The organism is Olivibacter sp. SDN3, from assembly GCF_014334135.1.
Lineage (GTDB): Bacteria > Bacteroidota > Bacteroidia > Sphingobacteriales > Sphingobacteriaceae > Olivibacter.
Window position 1 is genome coordinate 2,664,429 of the sequence record NZ_CP060497.1, and the last position, 20,825, is coordinate 2,685,253.

18 protein-coding genes are annotated in these 20,825 nt (G+C 37.9%); 12 read left to right on the top strand and 6 right to left on the bottom strand.

Annotated features, from left to right (window positions below; translation table 11 throughout):
• Positions 1-32 precede the first annotated feature (32 nt).
• From H8S90_RS10990 to H8S90_RS11000, 3 genes are all read left to right on the top strand, one after another.
• Positions 33-1,121 (top strand): glycosyltransferase family 1 protein, encoded by a 1,089-nt coding sequence (locus H8S90_RS10990; RefSeq protein ID WP_187342573.1) that lies wholly within the window; start codon positions 33-35, stop codon positions 1,119-1,121.
• A 63-nt stretch (positions 1,122-1,184) separates the two neighbouring features.
• Complete coding sequence (locus H8S90_RS10995; protein ID WP_187342574.1) at positions 1,185-2,291, top strand: glycosyltransferase; 1,107 nt, start codon at positions 1,185-1,187, stop codon at positions 2,289-2,291.
• Complete coding sequence (locus H8S90_RS11000) at positions 2,291-3,496, top strand: glycosyltransferase family 4 protein (protein WP_187342575.1); 1,206 nt, start codon at positions 2,291-2,293, stop codon at positions 3,494-3,496. The genes H8S90_RS10995 and H8S90_RS11000 overlap by 1 nt, the downstream gene beginning before the upstream one ends.
• 97 nt (positions 3,497-3,593) lie before the next feature.
• On the opposite strand, the gene H8S90_RS11005 is transcribed toward H8S90_RS11000, so the two are convergent.
• Positions 3,594-4,634 carry a glycosyl hydrolase gene (locus tag H8S90_RS11005; RefSeq protein WP_187342576.1) on the bottom strand — a complete coding sequence of 347 codons (1,041 nt, stop codon included), beginning with the start codon at positions 4,632-4,634 and terminating at the stop codon, positions 3,594-3,596.
• 362 nt (positions 4,635-4,996) lie between these two features.
• A complete protein-coding gene (locus tag H8S90_RS11010) occupies positions 4,997-5,521 on the bottom strand; it encodes a hypothetical protein (RefSeq protein ID WP_187342577.1) in 525 nt (174 codons plus the stop codon).
• A gap of 509 nt (positions 5,522-6,030) precedes the next feature.
• Between H8S90_RS11010 and H8S90_RS11015 the strand changes: the two genes are divergently transcribed.
• The 7 genes from H8S90_RS11015 to H8S90_RS11045 all read left to right on the top strand — a co-directional run bounded on the left by H8S90_RS11015 (position 6,031) and on the right by H8S90_RS11045 (position 13,273).
• Complete coding sequence (locus tag H8S90_RS11015; RefSeq protein WP_187342578.1) at positions 6,031-6,657, top strand: response regulator transcription factor; 627 nt, start codon at positions 6,031-6,033, stop codon at positions 6,655-6,657.
• A 121-nt stretch (positions 6,658-6,778) separates the two neighbouring features.
• Entirely contained in the window at positions 6,779-7,162 is a 384-nt protein-coding gene (locus tag H8S90_RS11020) for a helix-turn-helix domain-containing protein (protein WP_187343004.1), read from the top strand.
• A gap of 261 nt (positions 7,163-7,423) precedes the next feature.
• Positions 7,424-7,918 carry a hypothetical protein gene (locus H8S90_RS11025; protein WP_187342579.1) on the top strand — a complete coding sequence of 165 codons (495 nt, stop codon included), beginning with the start codon at positions 7,424-7,426 and terminating at the stop codon, positions 7,916-7,918.
• A gap of 150 nt (positions 7,919-8,068) precedes the next feature.
• Positions 8,069-9,169 carry a hybrid sensor histidine kinase/response regulator gene (locus H8S90_RS11030; protein ID WP_187342580.1) on the top strand — a complete coding sequence of 367 codons (1,101 nt, stop codon included), beginning with the start codon at positions 8,069-8,071 and terminating at the stop codon, positions 9,167-9,169.
• 56 nt (positions 9,170-9,225) lie between these two features.
• Positions 9,226-10,341, top strand: coding sequence for a ThiF family adenylyltransferase (locus H8S90_RS11035; RefSeq protein WP_187342581.1), 1,116 nt, complete (start codon positions 9,226-9,228; stop codon positions 10,339-10,341).
• A 3-nt stretch (positions 10,342-10,344) separates the two neighbouring features.
• Positions 10,345-11,073 carry a hypothetical protein gene (locus H8S90_RS11040; RefSeq protein ID WP_187342582.1) on the top strand — a complete coding sequence of 243 codons (729 nt, stop codon included), beginning with the start codon at positions 10,345-10,347 and terminating at the stop codon, positions 11,071-11,073.
• Complete coding sequence (locus tag H8S90_RS11045) at positions 11,015-13,273, top strand: 7TM diverse intracellular signaling domain-containing protein (protein ID WP_187342583.1); 2,259 nt, start codon at positions 11,015-11,017, stop codon at positions 13,271-13,273. The genes H8S90_RS11040 and H8S90_RS11045 overlap by 59 nt, the downstream gene beginning before the upstream one ends.
• Here the strand turns inward: H8S90_RS11045 and H8S90_RS11050 are convergent.
• Positions 13,270-13,731 carry a response regulator gene (locus H8S90_RS11050; RefSeq protein ID WP_370525692.1) on the bottom strand — a complete coding sequence of 154 codons (462 nt, stop codon included), beginning with the start codon at positions 13,729-13,731 and terminating at the stop codon, positions 13,270-13,272. The genes H8S90_RS11045 and H8S90_RS11050 overlap by 4 nt on opposite strands.
• A 272-nt stretch (positions 13,732-14,003) precedes the next feature.
• Here H8S90_RS11050 and H8S90_RS11055 point away from each other — a divergent pair, with 272 nt between their 5' ends.
• Positions 14,004-14,390, top strand: a complete 387-nt coding sequence (locus H8S90_RS11055; RefSeq protein ID WP_187342584.1) for a response regulator transcription factor — start codon at positions 14,004-14,006, stop codon at positions 14,388-14,390.
• Here H8S90_RS11055 and H8S90_RS11060 read toward each other — a convergent pair.
• From H8S90_RS11060 to H8S90_RS11070, 3 genes are read right to left on the bottom strand one after another with little or no spacing between them, the layout of a single operon-like run.
• The gene (locus H8S90_RS11060; protein ID WP_187342585.1) at positions 14,353-14,676 is read right to left on the bottom strand and encodes an HTH domain-containing protein; all 324 of its coding nucleotides are present in this window, start codon (positions 14,674-14,676) and stop codon (positions 14,353-14,355) included. The genes H8S90_RS11055 and H8S90_RS11060 overlap by 38 nt on opposite strands.
• Before the next feature lie 47 nt (positions 14,677-14,723).
• Entirely contained in the window at positions 14,724-16,895 is a 2,172-nt protein-coding gene (locus H8S90_RS11065; protein ID WP_187342586.1) for a peptidase domain-containing ABC transporter, read from the bottom strand.
• Positions 16,896-16,916: 21 nt separating this feature from the next.
• Positions 16,917-18,095, bottom strand: a complete 1,179-nt coding sequence (locus H8S90_RS11070) for an HlyD family secretion protein (protein WP_187342587.1) — start codon at positions 18,093-18,095, stop codon at positions 16,917-16,919.
• Positions 18,096-18,446: 351 nt separating this feature from the next.
• Here H8S90_RS11070 and H8S90_RS11075 point away from each other — a divergent pair, with 351 nt between their 5' ends.
• On the top strand, positions 18,447-20,756 hold the full coding sequence (locus tag H8S90_RS11075; protein ID WP_255501912.1) for a GH92 family glycosyl hydrolase: 2,310 nt from the start codon (positions 18,447-18,449) through the stop codon (positions 20,754-20,756).
• The last annotated feature ends 69 nt before the right edge of the window (positions 20,757-20,825 follow it).

Genomic DNA, 20,825 nt, shown 5'->3' on the forward strand with positions numbered 1-20,825 from the left:
AAAATATTACTTCCCGGCAATTTAATAATAAAATGACGAACAAAATTTATATCAATGCGAGATTTTTAACGCAGAAAATTACTGGAGTGCAGCGATTTGCTATAGAAATCTCGTTGGTATTGCACCAACTCCTAGGCGATAAGATTGTATTTCTTGCGCCACATGGAGAAATGGAAGCATCGGATTTTACTAAAAAAGTTCCAGTTTCTAGCATAGGAAGAAATAAAGGACATATATGGGAACAGATTGACTTGCCATTATATTTGAATAGGATTAATCGGCCGTTATTGATAAATTTATGTAATGCGGCACCTATTTTTTATAAAAACAAGATCTCTACGATTCATGACGTCGCCTATTTGAGGTATCCGAAAAGCTATTCGAAAAGCTTTTTATTACTATACAAGTTAATGATCCCTCGCATTCTAAAGACTTCCAGGCACATTTTTACTGTGAGTGAATTTTCTAAAAGTGAAATAAAATTATTTTATCCGAAGAAAATAAGAGGAAAGGACATAACGGTGATTTACAATGCGGTAGACGATAACTTTAAGCCGTTGACTGATCCCAAACTGAATGGTACTTCTTATTTGGTAGCCGTTTCTTCATTAAATGAGCGGAAGAACCTGCATGCAGTTCTGACATCTTTCGTCAACCTAAATGAAAAGAAGTTGCTTACGAAGGATATTTTTCTCTATATAATTGGTGATCTCAAGAGCGTTAGTTTTAAGACACTTGATTTCGGCAAATATCAAAAGCATTCCCAAATTAAATTCCTAGGACGGATTGGTGATCAGGATTTGGTACGCTATTATAGTAATGCAGCGGGGTTTATTTACCCTTCACTTTATGAAGGGTTTGGAATCCCTCCTTTGGAGGCTCAAAAATGTGGCTGTCCCGTGATTGTGTCCAACGTTTCATCTTTGCCCGAAGTTTTTGGTGATAGTGCGTTATACTGTGACCCTCATAACATAGATTCTCTGACTAAAGCGATTAAAGTGGTCTTAACAGACAAAGATTTAAAAAGGTCGCTGATAGAAAAAGGTTATGGGAATGTAGCCCGGTTTTCTTGGTTATCAAGTGGACAAAGGATTGTGGAAGTTTTGAAAATGTATTTTTAAATCTACCGTTTTGCATAGAGCTCTTGGATGGATTATACAAATAAATTATTTAAAAAGATATAAATGAAAAAAGCTTTGATTCATGATTGGCTCGATAAGTATGGTGGAGCAGAGCGTGTAGTAACCGCTATTTCTGAAATTATGCGGTTTGATTATTATTATGCGTACGTGAATAAGATGAAAAAGGAAGATTTGGTTAAAACCTATGGTGATCAACCTGTGCATATCGAACAATCGATAATCATGAGGAAATTTAAATCATCCTTTAGGTATTTCATGCCCTTTTTTCCTATGGTTGTAAGCCAATTTAATAATCAAACAAAAAAAAACAGAATAGATCTTGTAATTAGCTCATCGTGGGCCCTTTCAAAATCATATAGAGTTGGCAACGAGATACATATTTGCTACCTTCAGGCAAGGAACTTTAAATATGTTTGGGAAGAATCAGATAAATATTTCCGTGGGCCGTTAAAAATGTTTTCATTCTTGAAAACATTACTCCAGAAGTTCGATCTGAAAGCAAGTAAAAACCCGGACTTCCTTATCTCCAATTCCTATTTTGTACGAGACTGGGTGAAAAAAAGATATGATCGAGATAGTGTAGTGATTTATCCGCCTGTAGAGGTGGAAGATTTTTATATATCTGATGAAAAGGAAGACTACTTTATAACGGTTGGTCGGTTAGAGCCGTATAAACGTTTTGATATAATTATCGATGCGTTTACGAAAAATGGAAAAAAACTAATTGTGGTGGGCGACGGTGCGGAAATGAAAAAACTGAAGAAAAGGGCAGGGAATAATGTGAGTTTTGTTGGTTATCGTTCAAAAGCGGAAATTCGGGAATTGCTTAGTCGAGCAAAAGGGTTTGTCTTCGCTGGAGTAGAGGACTTTGGTATAGCCATCGTTGAGGCTTTAGCATCGGGCATACCTGTAATAGCTTATAGTGGAGGTGCTAGTAAGGAACTTATTCATGCAGATAATGGTCGTTTGTTTGATATGCAAACAGCAGAATCATTGAATGGAGCAGTAGAAGACTTTGCCATGGTTGACGGGGATTTCGATCCGCATGTTATAAGAGAATCAGCGATGAGGTTTTCCAAGGAACGTTTTCAGAGCGAATTTCGACAGTTTGTAGATCAGGTAGTTTTGACGAAATTGACTAACAGCTAATGAGAATCGTACTATTTAATACGCTTTACTACCCTAAGTTGATCGGTGGAGCAGAAGTATCTGTGCAATTACTTGCAGAAGGCTTGGTGAAACAAGGACATCAAGTTTTCGTATTTACTTTAGGAGATAAAGACACGGAGCAGGATTTGAATGGTGTAAAAGTAGTTCACGTGAAGCAGCGGAACATAGTTCGCCAGTTTGAAGGTAGGCAATATAATAGTTTAATAAAAGCTATTTGGATGTTGATTGATTCTTGTAACCCCTTTTACGTTTGGAGAATTCGTAAATTACTTAAGCGGATTAAACCGGATCTTGTCCATACCAATAATATTATGGGTTTTTCACCAGCAATATGGCAAGTCATTAAAAGATTACAGATTCCATTAGTTCATACGATGCGTGATTATTACCTCTTGTGTCATCGATGTAATATGTTCAACAAAGGGCAAAATTGTGAAAAACTCTGTAAGGATTGTAATATTACCTATCAGATTAAAAGAAATTTTATAAAATTTCCGGATGTTTTTGTCGGGATAAGCAGATTTATTCTCGAGAAACATAGTTCTTTTTTTGTGGGCTTGCCTCCTTCCAAGCAGCATGTGGTTTATAATGCAGTCAGTATAGCTGATGAATCGACACCTCGAAAACAGCTGGGAGATCGTCTGACGTTTGGTTTCATGGCTCGGATAGCCGAAGATAAAGGCGTGGATTACTTGGTGGATCAACTTATTTTGCTCAATAATCGTTATCCAGAAGGGTTTAAGATTTTGCTGGCAGGTAAGGGTGAAAAAGAGTACGTTGATATGCTTAAGAAAAAATTAAATGGGATTTCATATGAGTTTTTAGGTGTCGTTCACCCAAAGGACTTTTACCAACGTGTTGACGTAGCCATTGTGCCTTCGTTGTGGAATGAACCCTTTGGTAGAGTGGCAATCGAAGCATTGGCTTTTGGTATTCCCGTCTGTATGGCAGCTAGAGGGGGGTTGACTGAAATTCATGATGATAAATGTTCATGGCTTTTTTCTCCGGGAGAAGTTGAGCTTTCTGAAGTGTTGGCAGACATTGTTGAAAATACAGCGTTGGTTCTTGATAAGAGTAAATACGCACGCAACCATACACAATCGTTTAATGTTAATGTAAACGTAGCAAAATATCTCCGTATTTACGAAAATGTTTTAGAACCGGTGAATAAAATAAGTAGTTGAGCGGTTGATGATACTGTATAATTAAAGAACGTCAGCCAAATTACTGGCTGACGTTCTTTAAATAAAATAACAGTAATTGAAATTTAATTAGTCAATCTTATTTTGCGAATGCCTTTGGTGTAAACTGGTTGTAAGTATTTGCCCAGCGAAAAATACCCAAGTCAGCATCTTTTGCATATTTTTCAGGTTCGTCAAATAGTTGGTAGATCATCGCAGCTTTTACTTGCGGGTTGTTTTGACATTTTTTCAGAAAAGAGTCAAGAAATTCCTTTTGCTCTTGGTCAGTACGGAAATTACCTTTATTGCGAACACCGATTTCGGTAAACCAAATAGGCTTATTGAATTTTGTCGATAAAAACTTAGTAATATCGTCTATACCATGGTTATTAAGAGCTGCCCGCTCGTGGTCATCATACCAGTGGTAACCTACAATATCAAACTTTACGCCTCGCTCTTCCAACATTTTCAGGTACATAAAATGCATCCAACATGCATTGATAATAGTTTTCGCATCTGGATCTTTTGACTTAATCCCTTCGTCCATGCCTTTGAGATAGGCCGCTACGATGTTAAACTTCTTCATATCGTAATGCTCTTTATGTGCACCTGAGTAGTTTTTTCCGGTGATAATAATCTTATTACACATCTCGTTTGCGATATTATAGTAGGTGAAATCGTCTTTATATCTTCTCGCAAATCTGTCTCCTCTAACGCGCCCAAGACGATAGGCTTCACCCGTACTTAAATCAAAACTAAAATCTCTTGCAGAGAGCATGGGAAGTAAAGTAACGCCGCCGGCATCCGCAGCCTCTTTTAGTGGTTTGTAAAGATAAGGCACAGTGACTAAACCATTGGCCGTTTGTGAAAGGACATCGATCCGGTATATGTTCATACCTAAGGACTTAATAGCGTCAATTTGTTTTTTTGCCGGGACACTGGTGTAGGCTATTGTTCCCAAAGGATGTCCGTTAACACCGTAAAAAAAATTCCCGGAACGTGCAAGAGCTTTAAGTGAAGAGGTTGAAGATTCTGATGTTTCAATTGTTTTTGCCTCTTCTACAAGGGGTTCTTTGGAGCAAGATGTTGTGAATAAAAATGCTCCCGCGATAACTGCTAAGAAAAAAATGTTTTTTTTCATTTAATTTAAAGGATTTAGAAAAATTTAGCCATACTATACTCATGCTGGGCTACACTATGGGTTACCCAGGCAGTTAATTTATAGTACAGTTAATCTTTCACGGTTGGATAAAAAATGCTTCAATTACTGCTACTATAACGGAAAGGCTCCGAATATATTGACCGATATTTTACATCTGACAAGCAAATTTAGTTTTTTTTTGTAAAACGTTCAATTATTATTTAAAATAATGTGTTTTTTTTAAAAAAAATCTATTGACAGTATGCGTAGAAACATTAGAAGAGAATATGAAGAACAAAAAAAACGCAACATTTACGTGGAGATGTTGCGTTATAAATAGGATGTTATTGGAAAATTTAATTTTAATGGCCCAGACGACAGGGACATAGTAGCTCTATAATGCCTTCACGTCTCGCTGCTGTCCGGGTTTCTCCGTCCTTATTGTATTTTAAGTTTGACCCTTCGGTTGAGATAAGCTGTAAGGTCATCTCAGACTTAGTAAAATGAACCACTTCATATTTATCAATTTCGCCAGACTCCCAAGTGACAACAATATGATCTTTTTTGTTTTCTCTGAGGATATCCCAATCACCTTGACTACGTGCATTTGTGATGGTGTTAGTCCGTGTCACTTGGTGATCAGCCGGGTGTTTAAAGTTGTAATGAATGCCCGAGGCACTGGGGTTGTTGTACGTTTGGCTACTATCAAGAACGGTTGCCCCATTAGTATCTTTATAAGAAAAGGTTTCTGAAGTCGTTAACCACATGGTACGAACAATGGTTTGATCTATGGTTTCAGGAATATCTACTTCCGGATCGTCTGTTTTATCGCATGCTGTAAGTACAAATACAAATAGCGGTAATAAAAAAATAAATCTTTTTGTCATGATAGATGATTTTAAAATGTACGTAACTTTTAGGCAAATTTCTAAAGATTTGAAGAAGAATATGCACGTTTGTAGGGATTGTATAAAGAATTAGGAAATAATGAGTAAATATTATTTCATGATAAGATCAGATTGTAATAGGTATGTTTCCGCTTATTATGGATAATTACATGTCTAATCTTTTGGACAGGGGTGAGTACTTTATATATAAATTCATAATACCAGTTTAAACATTTAAATAAAAATGCTTGATTTGATGATTTAATATAAAAAAAAATACTATTTTTATACAGTTCATTACGTGCAAAGTCAACCGTTTTTACATAAATTACCATTATTATTCGAGCAAAAAGAGAAAAGCACACACTAAACTGGTACGAATTTTGAAAATATGTCGTCGAGCTATTTGTCATAACCTATCCAAATGTTTCTGTTTTTTATAAAAAATTGAAACACAATGCTTTATTTGATGGGTGTTATGAAAGATATAAAAACTAGATAAAGGCCTTATGAAAGGGACAGTAGGTATAGTTGATGATCAACAATTATTCTTAAAATCAGTGGGAATGTATGTAAATAGTTTCCCAAATTTTGATGTTACACTGTATGCTGTTGATGGACAGGATTTACTAGCTAAATTAGGTTCGCAACCAACTCCTGATATCTTATTGATAGATGTTAATATGCCTCAGGAAGAAGGCTATGAAGTGGCTACAAAGGTGAGGGCTTCTTACCCTAATGTGAAGATGGTAGCATTTTCCATGATGGAAGATGCAGGTAATGTGATGAGAATGATCAGGGCAGGTTGCTGTGCATACCTTGTGAAAAATATGGATCCGAATGAGCTGGAAGTGGCATTAACAGAAATTCTGCTTAAGGGATTTTACAACTCTTTCGTGACCAATCTGTGTTATCAGGAGCAGTCTAAAAATATGTCTTTCAACTTGAAAGATCGAGAATTGCAGTTTTTGCAGTTGGCATGCACTGACTTAACTTATCAGGAAATTGCGGCTAAAATGTTTTTGTCTATCAAGACAATAGATGGTTATCGGGCGATGCTTTTTGAGAAATTTCAGGTAAAAAGCAGGGTTGGGCTGGTGATGGCAGCGCTTAAACACAACTTAATCTCCGTTTAACTGTGAAAAGAACTATAAAAAAACAGGAAATTTCCTGTTTTTTTATAGTTCTTTTCCTCTAGTATCGAGAAAAAGTATACCCTACTTTTGCGATATAAAAACTATCTATAAAATGAAAAACTTGAATAAACATTACGGTGAAATCGTAGAAAAAGTGGTCAGGAGGAATGGCTATAGCATAAGTGAGCTGGCCCGCTTGGCTAATGTTAATAGACGGTCAATTTATAATTGGTTTGGGCAGCAAAAGCTAAAACCTGAAATTATTTACAAAGTAGGGTGCGCATTGAAATACGATTTTTCATCAGAGTTTCCTGAACTTTTCTCTTCCGAAGATTTCCAAAAGGCATTTATTAACAGTAAACCTGTACCTACAGATGGCTTGATTAATGAAATAGAACGGATAAATTATTGGAAAGATAAATATGTGGATTTACTTGAGGAGTACAATCAATTACTTTCTGGAAGAATAAATAGTAATTTTGGGCGAGGGTACCACTCTATTTAAAATATAAAGCGTATTGCTTAAATGAGGTCTTTTCTCTCAGAAGAATTGTACGTCCATAAAGGGCCGAATGTGTATCCGGCGTGCTATTTTCACGCTAAGGCGGTACACATGAAGACAAGATGCAAGTGTTTGTGAGTACTTAGACGGAGAGCGGTGAATAAGGAGATTGACATAGTTCGTGTAATTTATTAAACAAGTAAGCATTGCTCAATAATAAATACTAATACAATATTTAATATACTTTGAATTACTCACTGCTTAATGAAGGGATTAAGAATCAAGCAATTACCCGGAGAATCTTTTATCGATCTAGAACCTGTCGATGACGCCTTAGAGACTGATTATTTGAAACTCGAAATTAATGGATGGTCTAATAATGGGAATATGGCTTCATCCATTCTTTTGGATCTAGAACAAACAAGTAAGTTGTTTAACTACCTGAAAGATTATTTGGAAGAGAAAAGAGAGTTGCTTGAGAAATACCGGGAAAACGTTAAACAGGTAGAACTTGTATTGAGAGATGTATATAAAGAGGCTAGGAGCACTAAGCTTGTTACCCTACACCACATAAAAAATTTAAGTAGTGTTAAAGCACCGATTGTGGCACTTTTAGCTAAAGATCTACAGGTTCCTGCTTACGAAATACCAATGATCATTGAAAATAACCCTTTGCCCTTTGCTTTGTTAAAGAAACATTACAGAACCTGTTGGGAGTCTCTTCTAAGTGTTCCCTACCCAATGGATATGGAGATGTAATGAGGTAAAATAAATAGGCGTGCTTATTAGCCGCGCTTAGTTGTTTGATAGCTGATTTACGTATGGGTACCTTGGTGTGGTGTGTGAAGATAATAACCAGAATTAACTAAATATAAAAATCAGGTATGCTGACTGCTAATATAGTCAATCATGAATAATGAAGATCGGATAAAAATATTGTATATAGATGACGAAAGGCAGAACCTAGTAGGTTTTAATGCTCATTTTAGGTACGACTACGTTGTTTTTTTGGCTAGTAATATTACTGAAGCGCTTAAGTTTTTAAACGATCATCCGGATATACGGATTGTTTTTTCAGATCAGCGGATGCCCGATAAATTAGGAACCGACTTTTTTAAGGAAATTCGTGTAAGTTATCCGATGCCTGTGCGAATTCTTCTTACGGCATTTACAGATGACCTTAAAACATTGGTTGACGCGATTAATAAAGGGAATGTATATCGATTTGTTCAGAAGCCTTGGAATTATGAGACAATTAATAGGGTAATACAAGAAGCAAATAGGCACTACTTGACCAACTCGTTGTTGAAGCTGAAAAATAAGGAACTGGAAAGTGCTTATCGGGAGCTCGATAAATTTGCTCATCATGTAAGTCATGACTTACGAGGACCCCTGACGGGGATCCTATCGGCGGCCAAACTTGCACTTGAAGTGGATGATCAAAATGAAGTAAAGGAAATTTTAAGTATTATATCCAATTCTGTAGAACACTTAGATAAGTACATTCTTCAAATACAAGATTATTATAGTATCAAAACCGGCGAATTTAATGTTTCAAAGATAAGCTTAAAGGATGTTGCTCAAGATATGCACGCTATTTACCATACCCACGCGAACGTAAAGGGAATAGATTTCCGCATAACCATTAATGAATCTATACCGTTTTTCTCTGATGAAGTGGCCTTAAGACTGGTACTTAATAACTTGTTGTCGAACGCCTTTAAATATCAGCGTCCGGAGGAAGCTGATAAATTTGTTAGTCTTGACATGAGTGTTTCTAATGCGCATGCAACTTTTAAAGTAAAAGACAATGGGCTTGGGATAAAAGAGGAGTATTTAGACAAAATTTTCAATCTATTCTTTCGAGCTTCATCGTTAACAACGGAGGTTGGCAGCGGGATAGGTTTATATAATGTACAAAATGTGTTGGAAAAATTAGGAGGAACTATCACCGTAAATTCAGTGGAACGCGAAGGAACGGAATTTCTTGTGAAGATTCCCAGCAATTGAAAACCGATTTTATTGTAAACGTTTGAATGATAATTTTTATACTTAATCTTTAGCATATGCATCCCGAACAGGTAAATCGCTTTGATCAAAACAATTATCAAGTAAAGATATTTTATCGAAGGAATTCGGCAGAAAAAAAGGCCATGGATAAATTTTTGGCTGATGTTCAGGATATTCAAATTGTTGATACTATTTATCAGCAGTTGATAGAGCTGGTTAAGATTAGTTATCCTTCGTACGATTGGAATAAACAAAAATTTGAAGAAGCGATCAATGAGTTGCTCGGCAATCAGTCCTGTGATGACTATGGAACGTGGGTTTATTACCCTTGGCTTGGAAAAATAGTACATCTGCTGGATGAAGATGATTTTATTAAAGTGAGAACCAGCAGAAATATTTACAAAATTACGCCCGAAGAAATAGCTGTTTTACGAAACAAAAGGATAGGAATTATAGGGCTGTCTGTTGGACAAAGTATTGCCCAAACCATGGCCATGGAACGGATATGCGGTGAACTTAGGCTGGCAGATTTTGACAACGTGGAACTAAGCAATATGAATAGGGTGAGGTGTGCTGTACATGAGCTCGGTATCAATAAAACGGTTCTTGCTGCTAGACAAATAGCGGAGCAAGATCCGTATCTAAAAGTGGTGTGTTACCAAGAAGGGGTGAATATCGAGACAATCGACGAATTTTTAACAGGGAATGGTAAGCTGGATTTGCTAGTAGAAGAATGCGATGGTATAGATATAAAAATAATAGCCAGAATCAAAGCCCGAGCGCTTAAAATACCTGTTATCATGGATACAAACGATATGGGGATGTTAGATGTTGAGCGATATGATCATGAACCGGATAGACCTATTTTCCATGGAAGGTTACCACAGTTAGATGATGGAGACGTGAACGAACTAGCCCTTAAACTTAAGCATTTGCGCGCTGAAGAGAAGGTGCCGTATTTGGTGGATATTATAGGCATGGAAAATGTATCGGCTGCAATGAAAGTTTCGCTTGCGGAGATGAATAAAACAATTGTTGGCTGGCCTCAACTTGCTTCATCGGTAGTTTTGGGCGGGGCAATGGTTACTGATGTAGGGAGACGTATTCTATTGGGTAAGCACACGAGTTCCGGAAGGTATTTTATAGATTTTGATGAATTAATCCAAGGTTAAGGTATGATCCAGATTAGAACCTTTAGAGCCCCAAACGACCCAGAAGCTTGTAGTAAATTTATAGTCGGGCATAGAAAATTACTTGAAATCTTCGGTATTACGCAAATAACTTCCAACAGACAAGACTGGGTGGATGATCCGAATACGATTGTTATCCTTGTGGAACATATGGAAACAAAAATGGTGTATGGAGGTGCTCGCATACAGATGGTAAGTGAACGGTATCCGCTACCTATCCAAACAGCTATCGGGAAGTATGATGCGAAAATTTTTGACTTGATAAAAGAAGATGAAGCCAGGGGGGGGACCTGTGAAATCTGCGGTCTTTGGAATTCCAGGGAGGTTGCTGGAATGGGGATAGGAAGTTATATACTTTCTAGAGTAGGTGTTGCAATTGCAAAGCAACTGCCAGTTGTTAGTCTATTTGTGCTTTGCGCGCCGATAACAGTGAAAATGGGGTTACGCCTAGGGTGTATGGTAGAAAAAAAACTAGGGAACGAGGGACTTTTCTATTACCCTAAAGATGATTTGGTAGCAACGGTTATGCGTATGAAAAATATAGATGATTTGAGCTTAGCCACAGAAACAGAGCGTGAGAAAATTTTAGCTCTTCGGGCGCAACCACAACAAACAATTTTGGAAAAGGGACCGAAAGGAGAATACCTAGTGAAGTATGATTTACTTATTCCTGATTTTGATGAAAGCAGTCAGCATACAATTGTCGCGCTTTAACAAGTTAATGTTGAGCCTGGTAGGCGAAAGGATAGGGTTCTTGATGTTGAATCTAATGTTGCTGGGATCATATGGTTTATATGCACAGGAATGCCCTTCGGCAATATCATTGCAAAGCGCATCTTCCCCGCTGATGATTGATACTGGGATTTCTTATTATATCGATGAAACCAAGGATGCCGACTTTGAATCGATACGGGTGGAACATTTTCAAAGAAAGGTAAATAAGGGGGTGCTCAATTTTGGCTTTACACAATCGAAAGTTTGGTTAAAGTTCTGCCTGTCTAACAAGTCCTTAAGAACAGATTTTTTTCTTTTACTGCAACAGCCGTCCTTAGATAGTGTGATATTATATGCCGTTGATGAAACGGGTGAGGTGTTGATAGATAGTTTGGGTAAGTATAAAACCTTTTATGAACGGTTTGTTCGAGCCCCCGATTATATTTTTCCACTGACCTTAGATTCGGGCACGGAAAGAGAAATTTATATTAAAATATCGTCAAACGATCAATTGCAAATACCTTTATTCGTAGGTAGTGAGGAAGCTATATTACAAAAGCTATCTAATAAAAATCTGATATTTGGGCTTTATGCGGGGGCTGTGCTTATTATGATGCTGTATAACTTTTTTGTAAGTGTCTCTACGCGTGATAACAGTTACGTTTTTTATATCCTCTATATCTTTTCTGTTGGACTGACTCAAGCCTTGTTTCAAGGGTATGCTTTCATGTATTTTTGGCCTAATAGTGCATTTATGGCAGGTTTTAGTTCTATTTTTGTTCCGTTCTTTTCTGGTTTGATGACCATCGCCTTTATTAAATCCTTTTTACATACGAAATTCTATGCGCCAAAATGGGATCTAGGAGTAAATGTTATTGTTATCTTGTATTTTGCTGCTTTATTAATAGGAATTTTTGATATTTACTACGGAGCAATCGTTCTACAGGTTATTGCATCACTTGGATCTATTTATATCCTCTTTCTGGCAAACTACATAAGGAAATTGGGCTATCGACCGGCTATTTTCTTTTTGGTTGCCTTTACGGTATTCTTTGTCAGTGTAATTCTTTTTGTTTTAAGGAATTTTAATGTTATTCCTTACAACACATTCACATCTTATATTTTAGAAATAGGATCTATTCTGGAAATATCTTTACTTTCTTTCGCATTAGCCGATCGGATTAACTTTTATAGGAAGGAAAAGGAGGCCTCTCAGGCCCATGCTTTAAAGGTTTCAAAAGAAAATGAACGCATTATCAGTGAACAAAACGTATTGCTCGAAACGGAGGTTGCCAAGCGAACAGCAGACCTTGAAAAAACTAATGAGCATTTAAATAATGCTATGCAGAACTTAAAACAGGCCCAAGCACATTTGGTTGAATCTGAAAAATTAGCATCTTTAGGTATGCTCACAGCCGGTATTGCACATGAGATCAATAACCCCATTAATTTTGTAACCTCAAACGTTGGACCGCTTAAACGGGATGTCGCATTTCTGCTAGAAACAATTGAATTTTTCGAAAAAACAGCTTTATCCTCTTCTGACATTCAAGATAAAATGGAGAAAATCAGTCAGTATAAAGAAGAACTGGAGTTTGATTACCTTAAGGAAGAAATTCAATCATTATTAAGTGGTATTCAAGAGGGGGCAGTAAGGACAGCCGAAATTGTGCGAAGTTTACGTGTTTTTTCGAGAGTGGACGAGGATGATCTAAAGTTGGCCAATTTGAACGACTGTATTGAATCGACTTTGGTTGTGCTGAATAGCATGATAAAAGATAAAATAATTGTTGAAAAAAATTATGGAGAACTCCCTTATGTAGAATGTTTCCCTGGAAAACTAAATCAGGTGTTCTTAAACCTGATAACCAATTCAGTACACGCGATAGAACAAAAATTTAGTGCTTCTTATGGAGGAAAATTGCTGTTGCATACACGCGCGGATGAAACATATACGTATATTACTATTAAGGATAATGGAGGAGGTATTAGTGATGATGTCAGAGATAAAATTTTTGAACCGTTTTTTACTACTAAAGAAATAGGTGAGGGAACCGGTCTAGGTTTAGCTATTGTTTTACAGATCATATCAAAACATCACGGAAAAATAACGGTTAATAGCGAGGAAGGTGAAGGGTGTGAGTTTTTGATTAAAATTCCGATTGCTCACCCTAATTCAAGTCATGTCGACGATTACTAGGAAAGCAGTCGTTGTCTAAGCAAGAACTCTAATTGCTCATTTGTTAGAGAAAGTTGATCGTTCGCTTCTTTAATCTTTTTTTTCTCCATAAAGGCTTGGTAGGCTTTTTGAATAGTATTGTCTAACTCTTCTTCACTCCAGGGTTTATTAAGGTAATGAAAAATTTTTCCTTTATTGATGGCTTCTACTACTGCAGCCATGTCTGTATAACCGGTTAGTAGAATTCGTGTTGGATCCGGGTATGTGGGAATAATATGCTCAAGAAACTCGACCCCTGTCATTTTGGGCATGCGTTGGTCGGTTATGATGACTTCAAATGGGTGGTTACTTAACAATACCATAGCTTCTTCACCACTAATGGCAGTTTTTACGTTATATTTCTTTCTGAAAGTAGCTTTGAAGGAAATAAGATTGTTCTCTTCGTCGTCAACATAGAGAATATTGATCTTTTCTTGCATGATATCTCTTAATTTAATGGACTTTTCCGCATAACAAATGTAATACAAATCCTTTTTTGAATTTTAACAAATAAAAAATAAATTTTTATAACCGTTTCACACCCAGTATTGTTTGCTCTTATTTGGAGCTGTAAAGAACGATAAAAACGCAAATGAGAAGAGCTTATGGGTTTTTGCCCAAAAATAGTTATTTATGGGGGCTGTGTATTTATGAGTAATTATATGTGTAGTGTTTCTTGATATGTATAAAAAAATCTCATATAATTGTATGTATGTCTCCACCTCAAATTGCAATTGTAGATGATAATGAGTTCCATAGAGCCTTACTTCGGGAGGTCTTGGAGTCTCATGGTTTTAATGTGGCTCTTGAAGCAGAAAATGGCGAGAAATTTATCGACGCGTTAGCCAATCTAGATCAACAACCCATGTTATGTATAGTTGATATTGTTATGCCTGGTTTGGGGGGGTATGAAACTATTAAGTGTATCAAGGAAAAGTGGCCAGAGGTTAGAGTAATGGGGTACACTGGAATGGTGGAGCCTGACACTTTTCAACAAGTTATTAGTTGTGGAGCCGATTTTCTTATATTAAAGGGAGACCATCCGAAGAATATGATACGAACTATAAAGGGCTTGGTACAAGATTGGGCAAAACAGTGATTTTTGCGTAACACCCACCATTTGTATTATGGTATTCCTGATTGTTTAAAGGTCTTAATTGAACATCTATCAGGATCTCATATGCACTAGTATAATAATAGCTTCTGAAAGTTCTGGAATAAGCAATGGGAACTTCCATTAATTTCAACTCTTCAATGATTTGATAGATTCTTGATACGGATAAATTTAACCTTTCTGCAAGTTCTTCAGGTGTGCCCGTACGTTTACGTTTAATGAGTTGATGTAAACGGTTTACCCTATCAATGTACATAAATAATTTCATCATAATGCTAATTCAAGATGCACTTTTACCTCTAGAACGAATCGTTGATTTTATATTAGCGTTGTTTCTGGTAAAACAATCGTTTGGGGTTTCCACATATTATAATAGACAGCTTGCTTTTGGACTAACTCTTCGTGAGTTCCTTCTTCTACAACCTTGCCGCCCTGCATGACAATGATTTTATCAGCGCCAACAACCGTACTCAATCTATGGGCAATAAGAATTACCGTTTTGCCCTGCTGACGCATATCGCTGATCGCTTGCTGAATGTATCGCTCCGAAGCGGTATCAAGAGACGATGTCGCTTCATCTAAAATGAGAATTTCCGGCTTTCGATAAAGCGCGCGGGCAATAGCTAGTCGCTGACGCTGACCACCGGAAAGTGAAGCTCCGTTTTCTCCCAGGTAAGTGTCGAAACCTGCCGGTAGCTTCTCCACAAAGGATAGAAGCCCTAAGGACGAACAAATCTCTAAAATGCGGTTTATATCAGGGGATAGATCGCCTACCGCAATGTTATCTATAACGTTGCCTGCAAATAAATCAATTTGTTGAGGTACCACACTAATAAATTGACGGAGACTTGACGGGTTAATATGCTTTATATCTAGCCGACCAATAAAAATATTTCCCGCTTGAATAGGGTAGATCTTTTGTAGTAGCGAAAGTAAGGTGGTTTTTCCTGATCCGCTTTCGCCAACGATCGCTGTTGTTCTACCTTGAGGTATGCAAAGGTCAAGGTGGCTGAAAATGGGTGCGCGTGTACCATAACGAAAGGTTACGTCTTTGAAAATAATATCGCCCATAAGCGTTGGGCTTAGCGATGCTTTATTTTCAGTTTCTTCTCTTTCCAAATCCATTATTTCAAATAGGCGATCAGCAGCGATTACGGCGTCCTGAATATTTCTGTTCATGGTGATCAAACTGCTGACGGGCCCGGTGAAGTAACCAATGAGGGCGTAGAATGAGAGAAGTTCTCCGGGAGTAATATGTCCGTTCAAAACAAAATTAGACCCCGCCCATAGAAGAATAATGGTGAACAAGCTGGAAAAGAAAGAGCTCGAATTACCAATCCATAATGCGTTGATAGAAGACGTATATACGGTTTGCAGTAATTTAATAAATCTGTTTTCTGTCTTCATATTGGCGAAATCTTCCAACCCAAAACGTTTAACTGTGCCTACGGCATTGATAGACTCCACCAGTTGGGCTTCCAAATCGGCCGATCGTTCCATTAAGCTGCGCTGAGTTTTTTTATTAAGGTGATCGGAAATATAGTATATGATGGCGTATATGGGTATAACCAGCAGGATGATCACGGCAAGTTTCCAATAGTAGGTGAACATTAGGCCGAAGGAAAAGATGACGATAAAGATGTTAACGGCAAAGTTTACCAGCACGTCATTAATGAATGTTCTAATCTTTACCGCGTCATTAACACGGGAAATGATCTCCCCTACACGCATCGTGTCAAAAAATTGTTGCGGAAGTCGGAGTAAGTGTTTGTAATAACCCAAGATGAGGCGCGCGTCAATCTGTTGACCACTTCGAAGCGTGAAGCGTGTTTTTGCGTGATTGATGAAAAATTGAAGACCTAATATTACGATCATAATGACTCCCATGAGATTGAGGAGGTTATGATTACCATTTGGCAGTATCTGATCAATTATTTTCTGTACAAAAATGGATGTGGAAAGACCAAGAATGGTATATATAATGGAACCGAAGAGTACTTGCAGGAATACTGAACGATGTGGTTTGAGAAGAAAAAGAAATCTACTGGCAATGGAAACACGTTTTTTGCCTGATTTGAATTGCTCATTTGGGGCCATCAACACCAATACTCCGGTCCATAATTTCTCGAATTCGGTGTGTGGTATTTTATGGATTTTACCGTCGGCCGGATCCATGATTTTAACGTTTTTTTTATTGATTTGATAGATAACCACATAGTGATGTAACCCATTGTTATAGATAATATGTGCGATGCTGGGCAGCGGTATTTTATAAAGACTATCATATGTCCCTTTTACCCCCTTCGCTGAGAAGCCTATTTTATTTGCGGCAGCAATTAGCCCCATAACATTTGTTCCTTTGGTGTCTGTACCTGCATGCTGACGGATGCGAGCGATAGGCATCAGAAGTTTATGATGAGCAGCGATTGAAACTAAACAGGCGGCGCCGCAATCAGTAATGTCGTGCTGTTTTATTCTTATACCAGACATAAATATTTTGTTAAATAAATACTAGGTGCTACGACTATTTGCAGGATTTAACCAATTGTCAACCTTATCGTACAATAGCTGGAAAAGGCTACGCCTAGCGATTTGAAAGCGTGCTTGTACACTCATGCCCTTCTTTAATCTACCTTCGTAACCGTTTGGAAGGTAAAGAGAGCCTTGTTGTAATTGGCATTTTACCTGAAATATGGCTGAGCGATTTTCATCGATGTCAACGTCTTTGGAGATGTCGACAATGCTACCGCTTACCATGCCCCACTCGTGATAATTAAAAGCGTCTATCTGTAGACGAACGGGCATGTCTGGCCTAAGCAAGCCAATATCTCTAGGAGTAATACCAATGATGGCAATAAGCCCTGAATCTGGAGAAATTTCAACTACGGTCTCACCCACGGTAACGAAATTGCCTGGTAGTATACCGTTAAATTGTTGTAGCGAACCGTTGATAGGTGCTTTAACCGTGTATAGATCTTTTTCTTGTTCAAATCGCTCATGTTGCGATGTGAGATCCATTAGCTCCGCGTTCAAACTATTTAGATCTGTTTGCCACTGGTTGATCTGTTGCTCGTGTATTAATCTCTTTTTGTTTAGCGCTGCTTGATAATCGAAATGAACTTTCTCGAATTCAGCATCAGAGATAACTTGCTTATCGTATAGCTTTTTGTTTCTTTCGTAAATACCCTGTGCGTTCTCCAAATGCAGTTGCGCATCTGAGTATTGTTGTATATATAGATTATATTGTTGGCGATAAAGAGCAGATTGTAACGACAAATTACCTATAGTGCTGTTTTCTCGGAGGTGTGTTAATTTGCGAAGATCGCTGAGACGTTGTGAAATCTCTATTCTTCTTTGTGTATTGAACGATGATTGCTCGTTAAGCTGGTTGGTTTCTATAGTGAATAATATGTCGTTAGCTTGTACCTCTTGGTTTAATTTAACATATACTTGCTTAATTCGTCCAGATATAGGGGCTTTTACCATATTACGCTCGTTGATAGCGGTTAATAAACCCTGTCCGTTGACGCTTACATCGACTTTAATAAAAAATAGAGAAATAAAAGCCAATACGGTAATGCATAATACTGCTTGATAGATGATATTACTACGGCTGTTGTACCTATAGAAATGATGCTCTGTAGTAAATTCTATTATTTCAGAAGGAAAGATTAGTTTCTCAGTTGCCATAGCTCTTTTCGACGTAATGCTTCAGCCGATTTGTTTTTTATTTTTTTTACTGCACTTGACCTTAATATAGATATGATGAAAGGTGTTGTTAAACTTTTCAATTCACGTGTTTGAACTGAAGAATAAAATTATGTGCTTATGGTTTTTGCTACAATAGCTGATTTCAGCTATTTTTTTCTAATGGATATTCATGACCGATTCTTGCTTCATCGCGATTGCTTGATTTCTATTACGATTTAATTGTATTTTGAAGTAATATTGAGAAGAGCTGGAAAACTCAATGTTAATTTTAAATAGCTAAAACGATTTATTATATTTGTACGAGATACTGATATTATAAGCTATTTAATTATGAGACGACTTATGCTAGTCTTAACGGGTGCTATTATGGCCTTTTTCGGCACCTCTTTTGGTCAACAAGCAATCATCCAACCTGAACCCGCTGAAACAGAAGACCTTGTTCATTATGTAAATACGCTTCAAGGAACGAATTCCAAACATGAACTTACAAGAGGCAATACCTATCCAACCACGGCTTTACCTTTTGCAATGCATACCTGGACGCCACAAACCGGTGAAAATGGAGACGGCTGGAAATATCAGTATTTTAAAAAAACATTGCGGGGGTTTCAACAAGCACACCAATGCAGTTCGTGGTCTAATGACTATGCGGTATTTTCTTTCTTTCCTACTATCGACAGCCTTCAAGTGGACGAGAATGCGCGAGCAACAGGTTTTACACATGAAAAAGAAGTTGCTAAGCCGCATTACTATAGTGTAACTATGGATAATAATATACAGGTGGAGATGTCTCCAAGCGAAAGAGGGGCGCATCTACGTTTTTCTTACCCACAGGAACACGAGGCATTTTTAGTATTGGATGGCTATACGGGAATAAGCATGGTTAAAATTTTTCCTGATGAACGGAAAATTATTGGATATGTGAATAATGGCAGAGGTTTTAAGGAGGGGTTTAAAAGTTTTTTTGTTGCAGTTTTCGACCAACCATTTAAAGCTTATGGCGCTTGGGAAAATAGAGATAATAATATATATCCAAACAAATTGGAAGATGAAGGCGAAGGAAAAGGCGCATACCTGACATTTGAAAAAGGAGCAACGGTTCAGGTAAAGGTAGCATCTTCTTATATTAGTATGGAACAGGCAGAGCTAAACTTAACGCAGGAACTGATGCAGGATAAAGCGTTGGAGGATACGAAAAATCGTGCGGGTGATGTTTGGAATAAACACCTATCTCGTATAAAGGTGGAGGGGGGAAGTGAGGCTGATAAAGCAACTTTTTATAGCTGTTTCTTCAGGGCGAGTTTGTTTGCGCGGCGATACTATGAATATGATAAGGACGGAAACGCTTATTATTTCAGCCCATATGATGGTAGGGTTTATTCGGGTTACATGTTTACTGATACAGGACTCTGGGATACGTTTAGGGCACAGTTCCCGCTGAATGCATTGTTGTATCCGACGATGCATGGACGTTATATGCAAGCATTACTGGCTGCCTATGAACAGTGTGGATGGCTACCCTCTTGGTCTTTCCCCAGTGAAGCTGGGAGTATGATTGGGAACCATGCTATATCATTACTTGCTGATGCGTGGGCAAAAGGTATCCGCACTTTCGACCCGGAAAAAGCTTTAGAAGCTTATCTGCATGAGGCAACGAATAAAGGACCTTGGGGGCCGGCAAATGGCCGAGATGGATGGAAGGAATATTACCAACTTGGATACGTACCTTATCCCGGTATTCGTGAAGCAACTGCAAAAACGTTGGAATACGCTTACGATGATTTTTGTGGATACCAGTTGGCGCTCATGGCTGACAAACCTTTTTATGCGGATATTTTTAAACGACAGATGTACAACTATAAAAACGTGTTCGACCACAAGACGGGTTTTATGAGGGGGAGAGACAGGCTTGGGAAATGGAATCCAGATTTCGATCCAATGGAATGGGGAGGAGCGTTCACGGAAGGGAATGCATGGCATTGGCTGTGGTCGGTTTTTCATGACACAAAAGGGCTTACGGAGTTGCTTGGTGGCGACGAGAACTTTATAACAAAATTAGATGCCGTTTTTACCGAACCCAATAGGGTAAATGTAGGGACGTATGGAGGAATGATTCATGAGATGACAGAAATGGTAATGGCCGATATGGGGCAATATGCACATGGAAATCAACCAATACAACATATGGTATATCTGTACAATTATGCTGGTGCTCCCTGGAAAGCTCAGTATCATGCCAGAAATATTATGGATAGGTTATACAATAGCACTGAGAACGGTTATCCAGGAGATGAAGATCAGGGCCAAACCTCTTCTTGGTACGTGTTAAGCGCGATGGGGTTTTATAGCGTTTGCCCGGGTACCGATGAGTATGTGATAGGAAGCCCGCTGTTCGAAAAAGTTACCATAACGATGGAGGACGGAAAGACGTTTGTGATACATGCAAAGAATAATGATAAAGATAATGTATATATTCAGGAAGCTAATTTAAACGGTGAGACATATACTAAGAACTACCTTACTTATAAAGATCTCATTAATGGCGGCCGGCTGGAATTGCTTATGGGAAGAGAGCCTTCTCGAACACGTGGTATGGCAGAGGAAGATAAACCATTTTCGCTTACCGATAGAACCAGGTAATTATGACTGATGATCGGTTGTTCGCTTAAGAGCTTTATCTATGTGAATAGAAGAATAATTTGTTAAAAG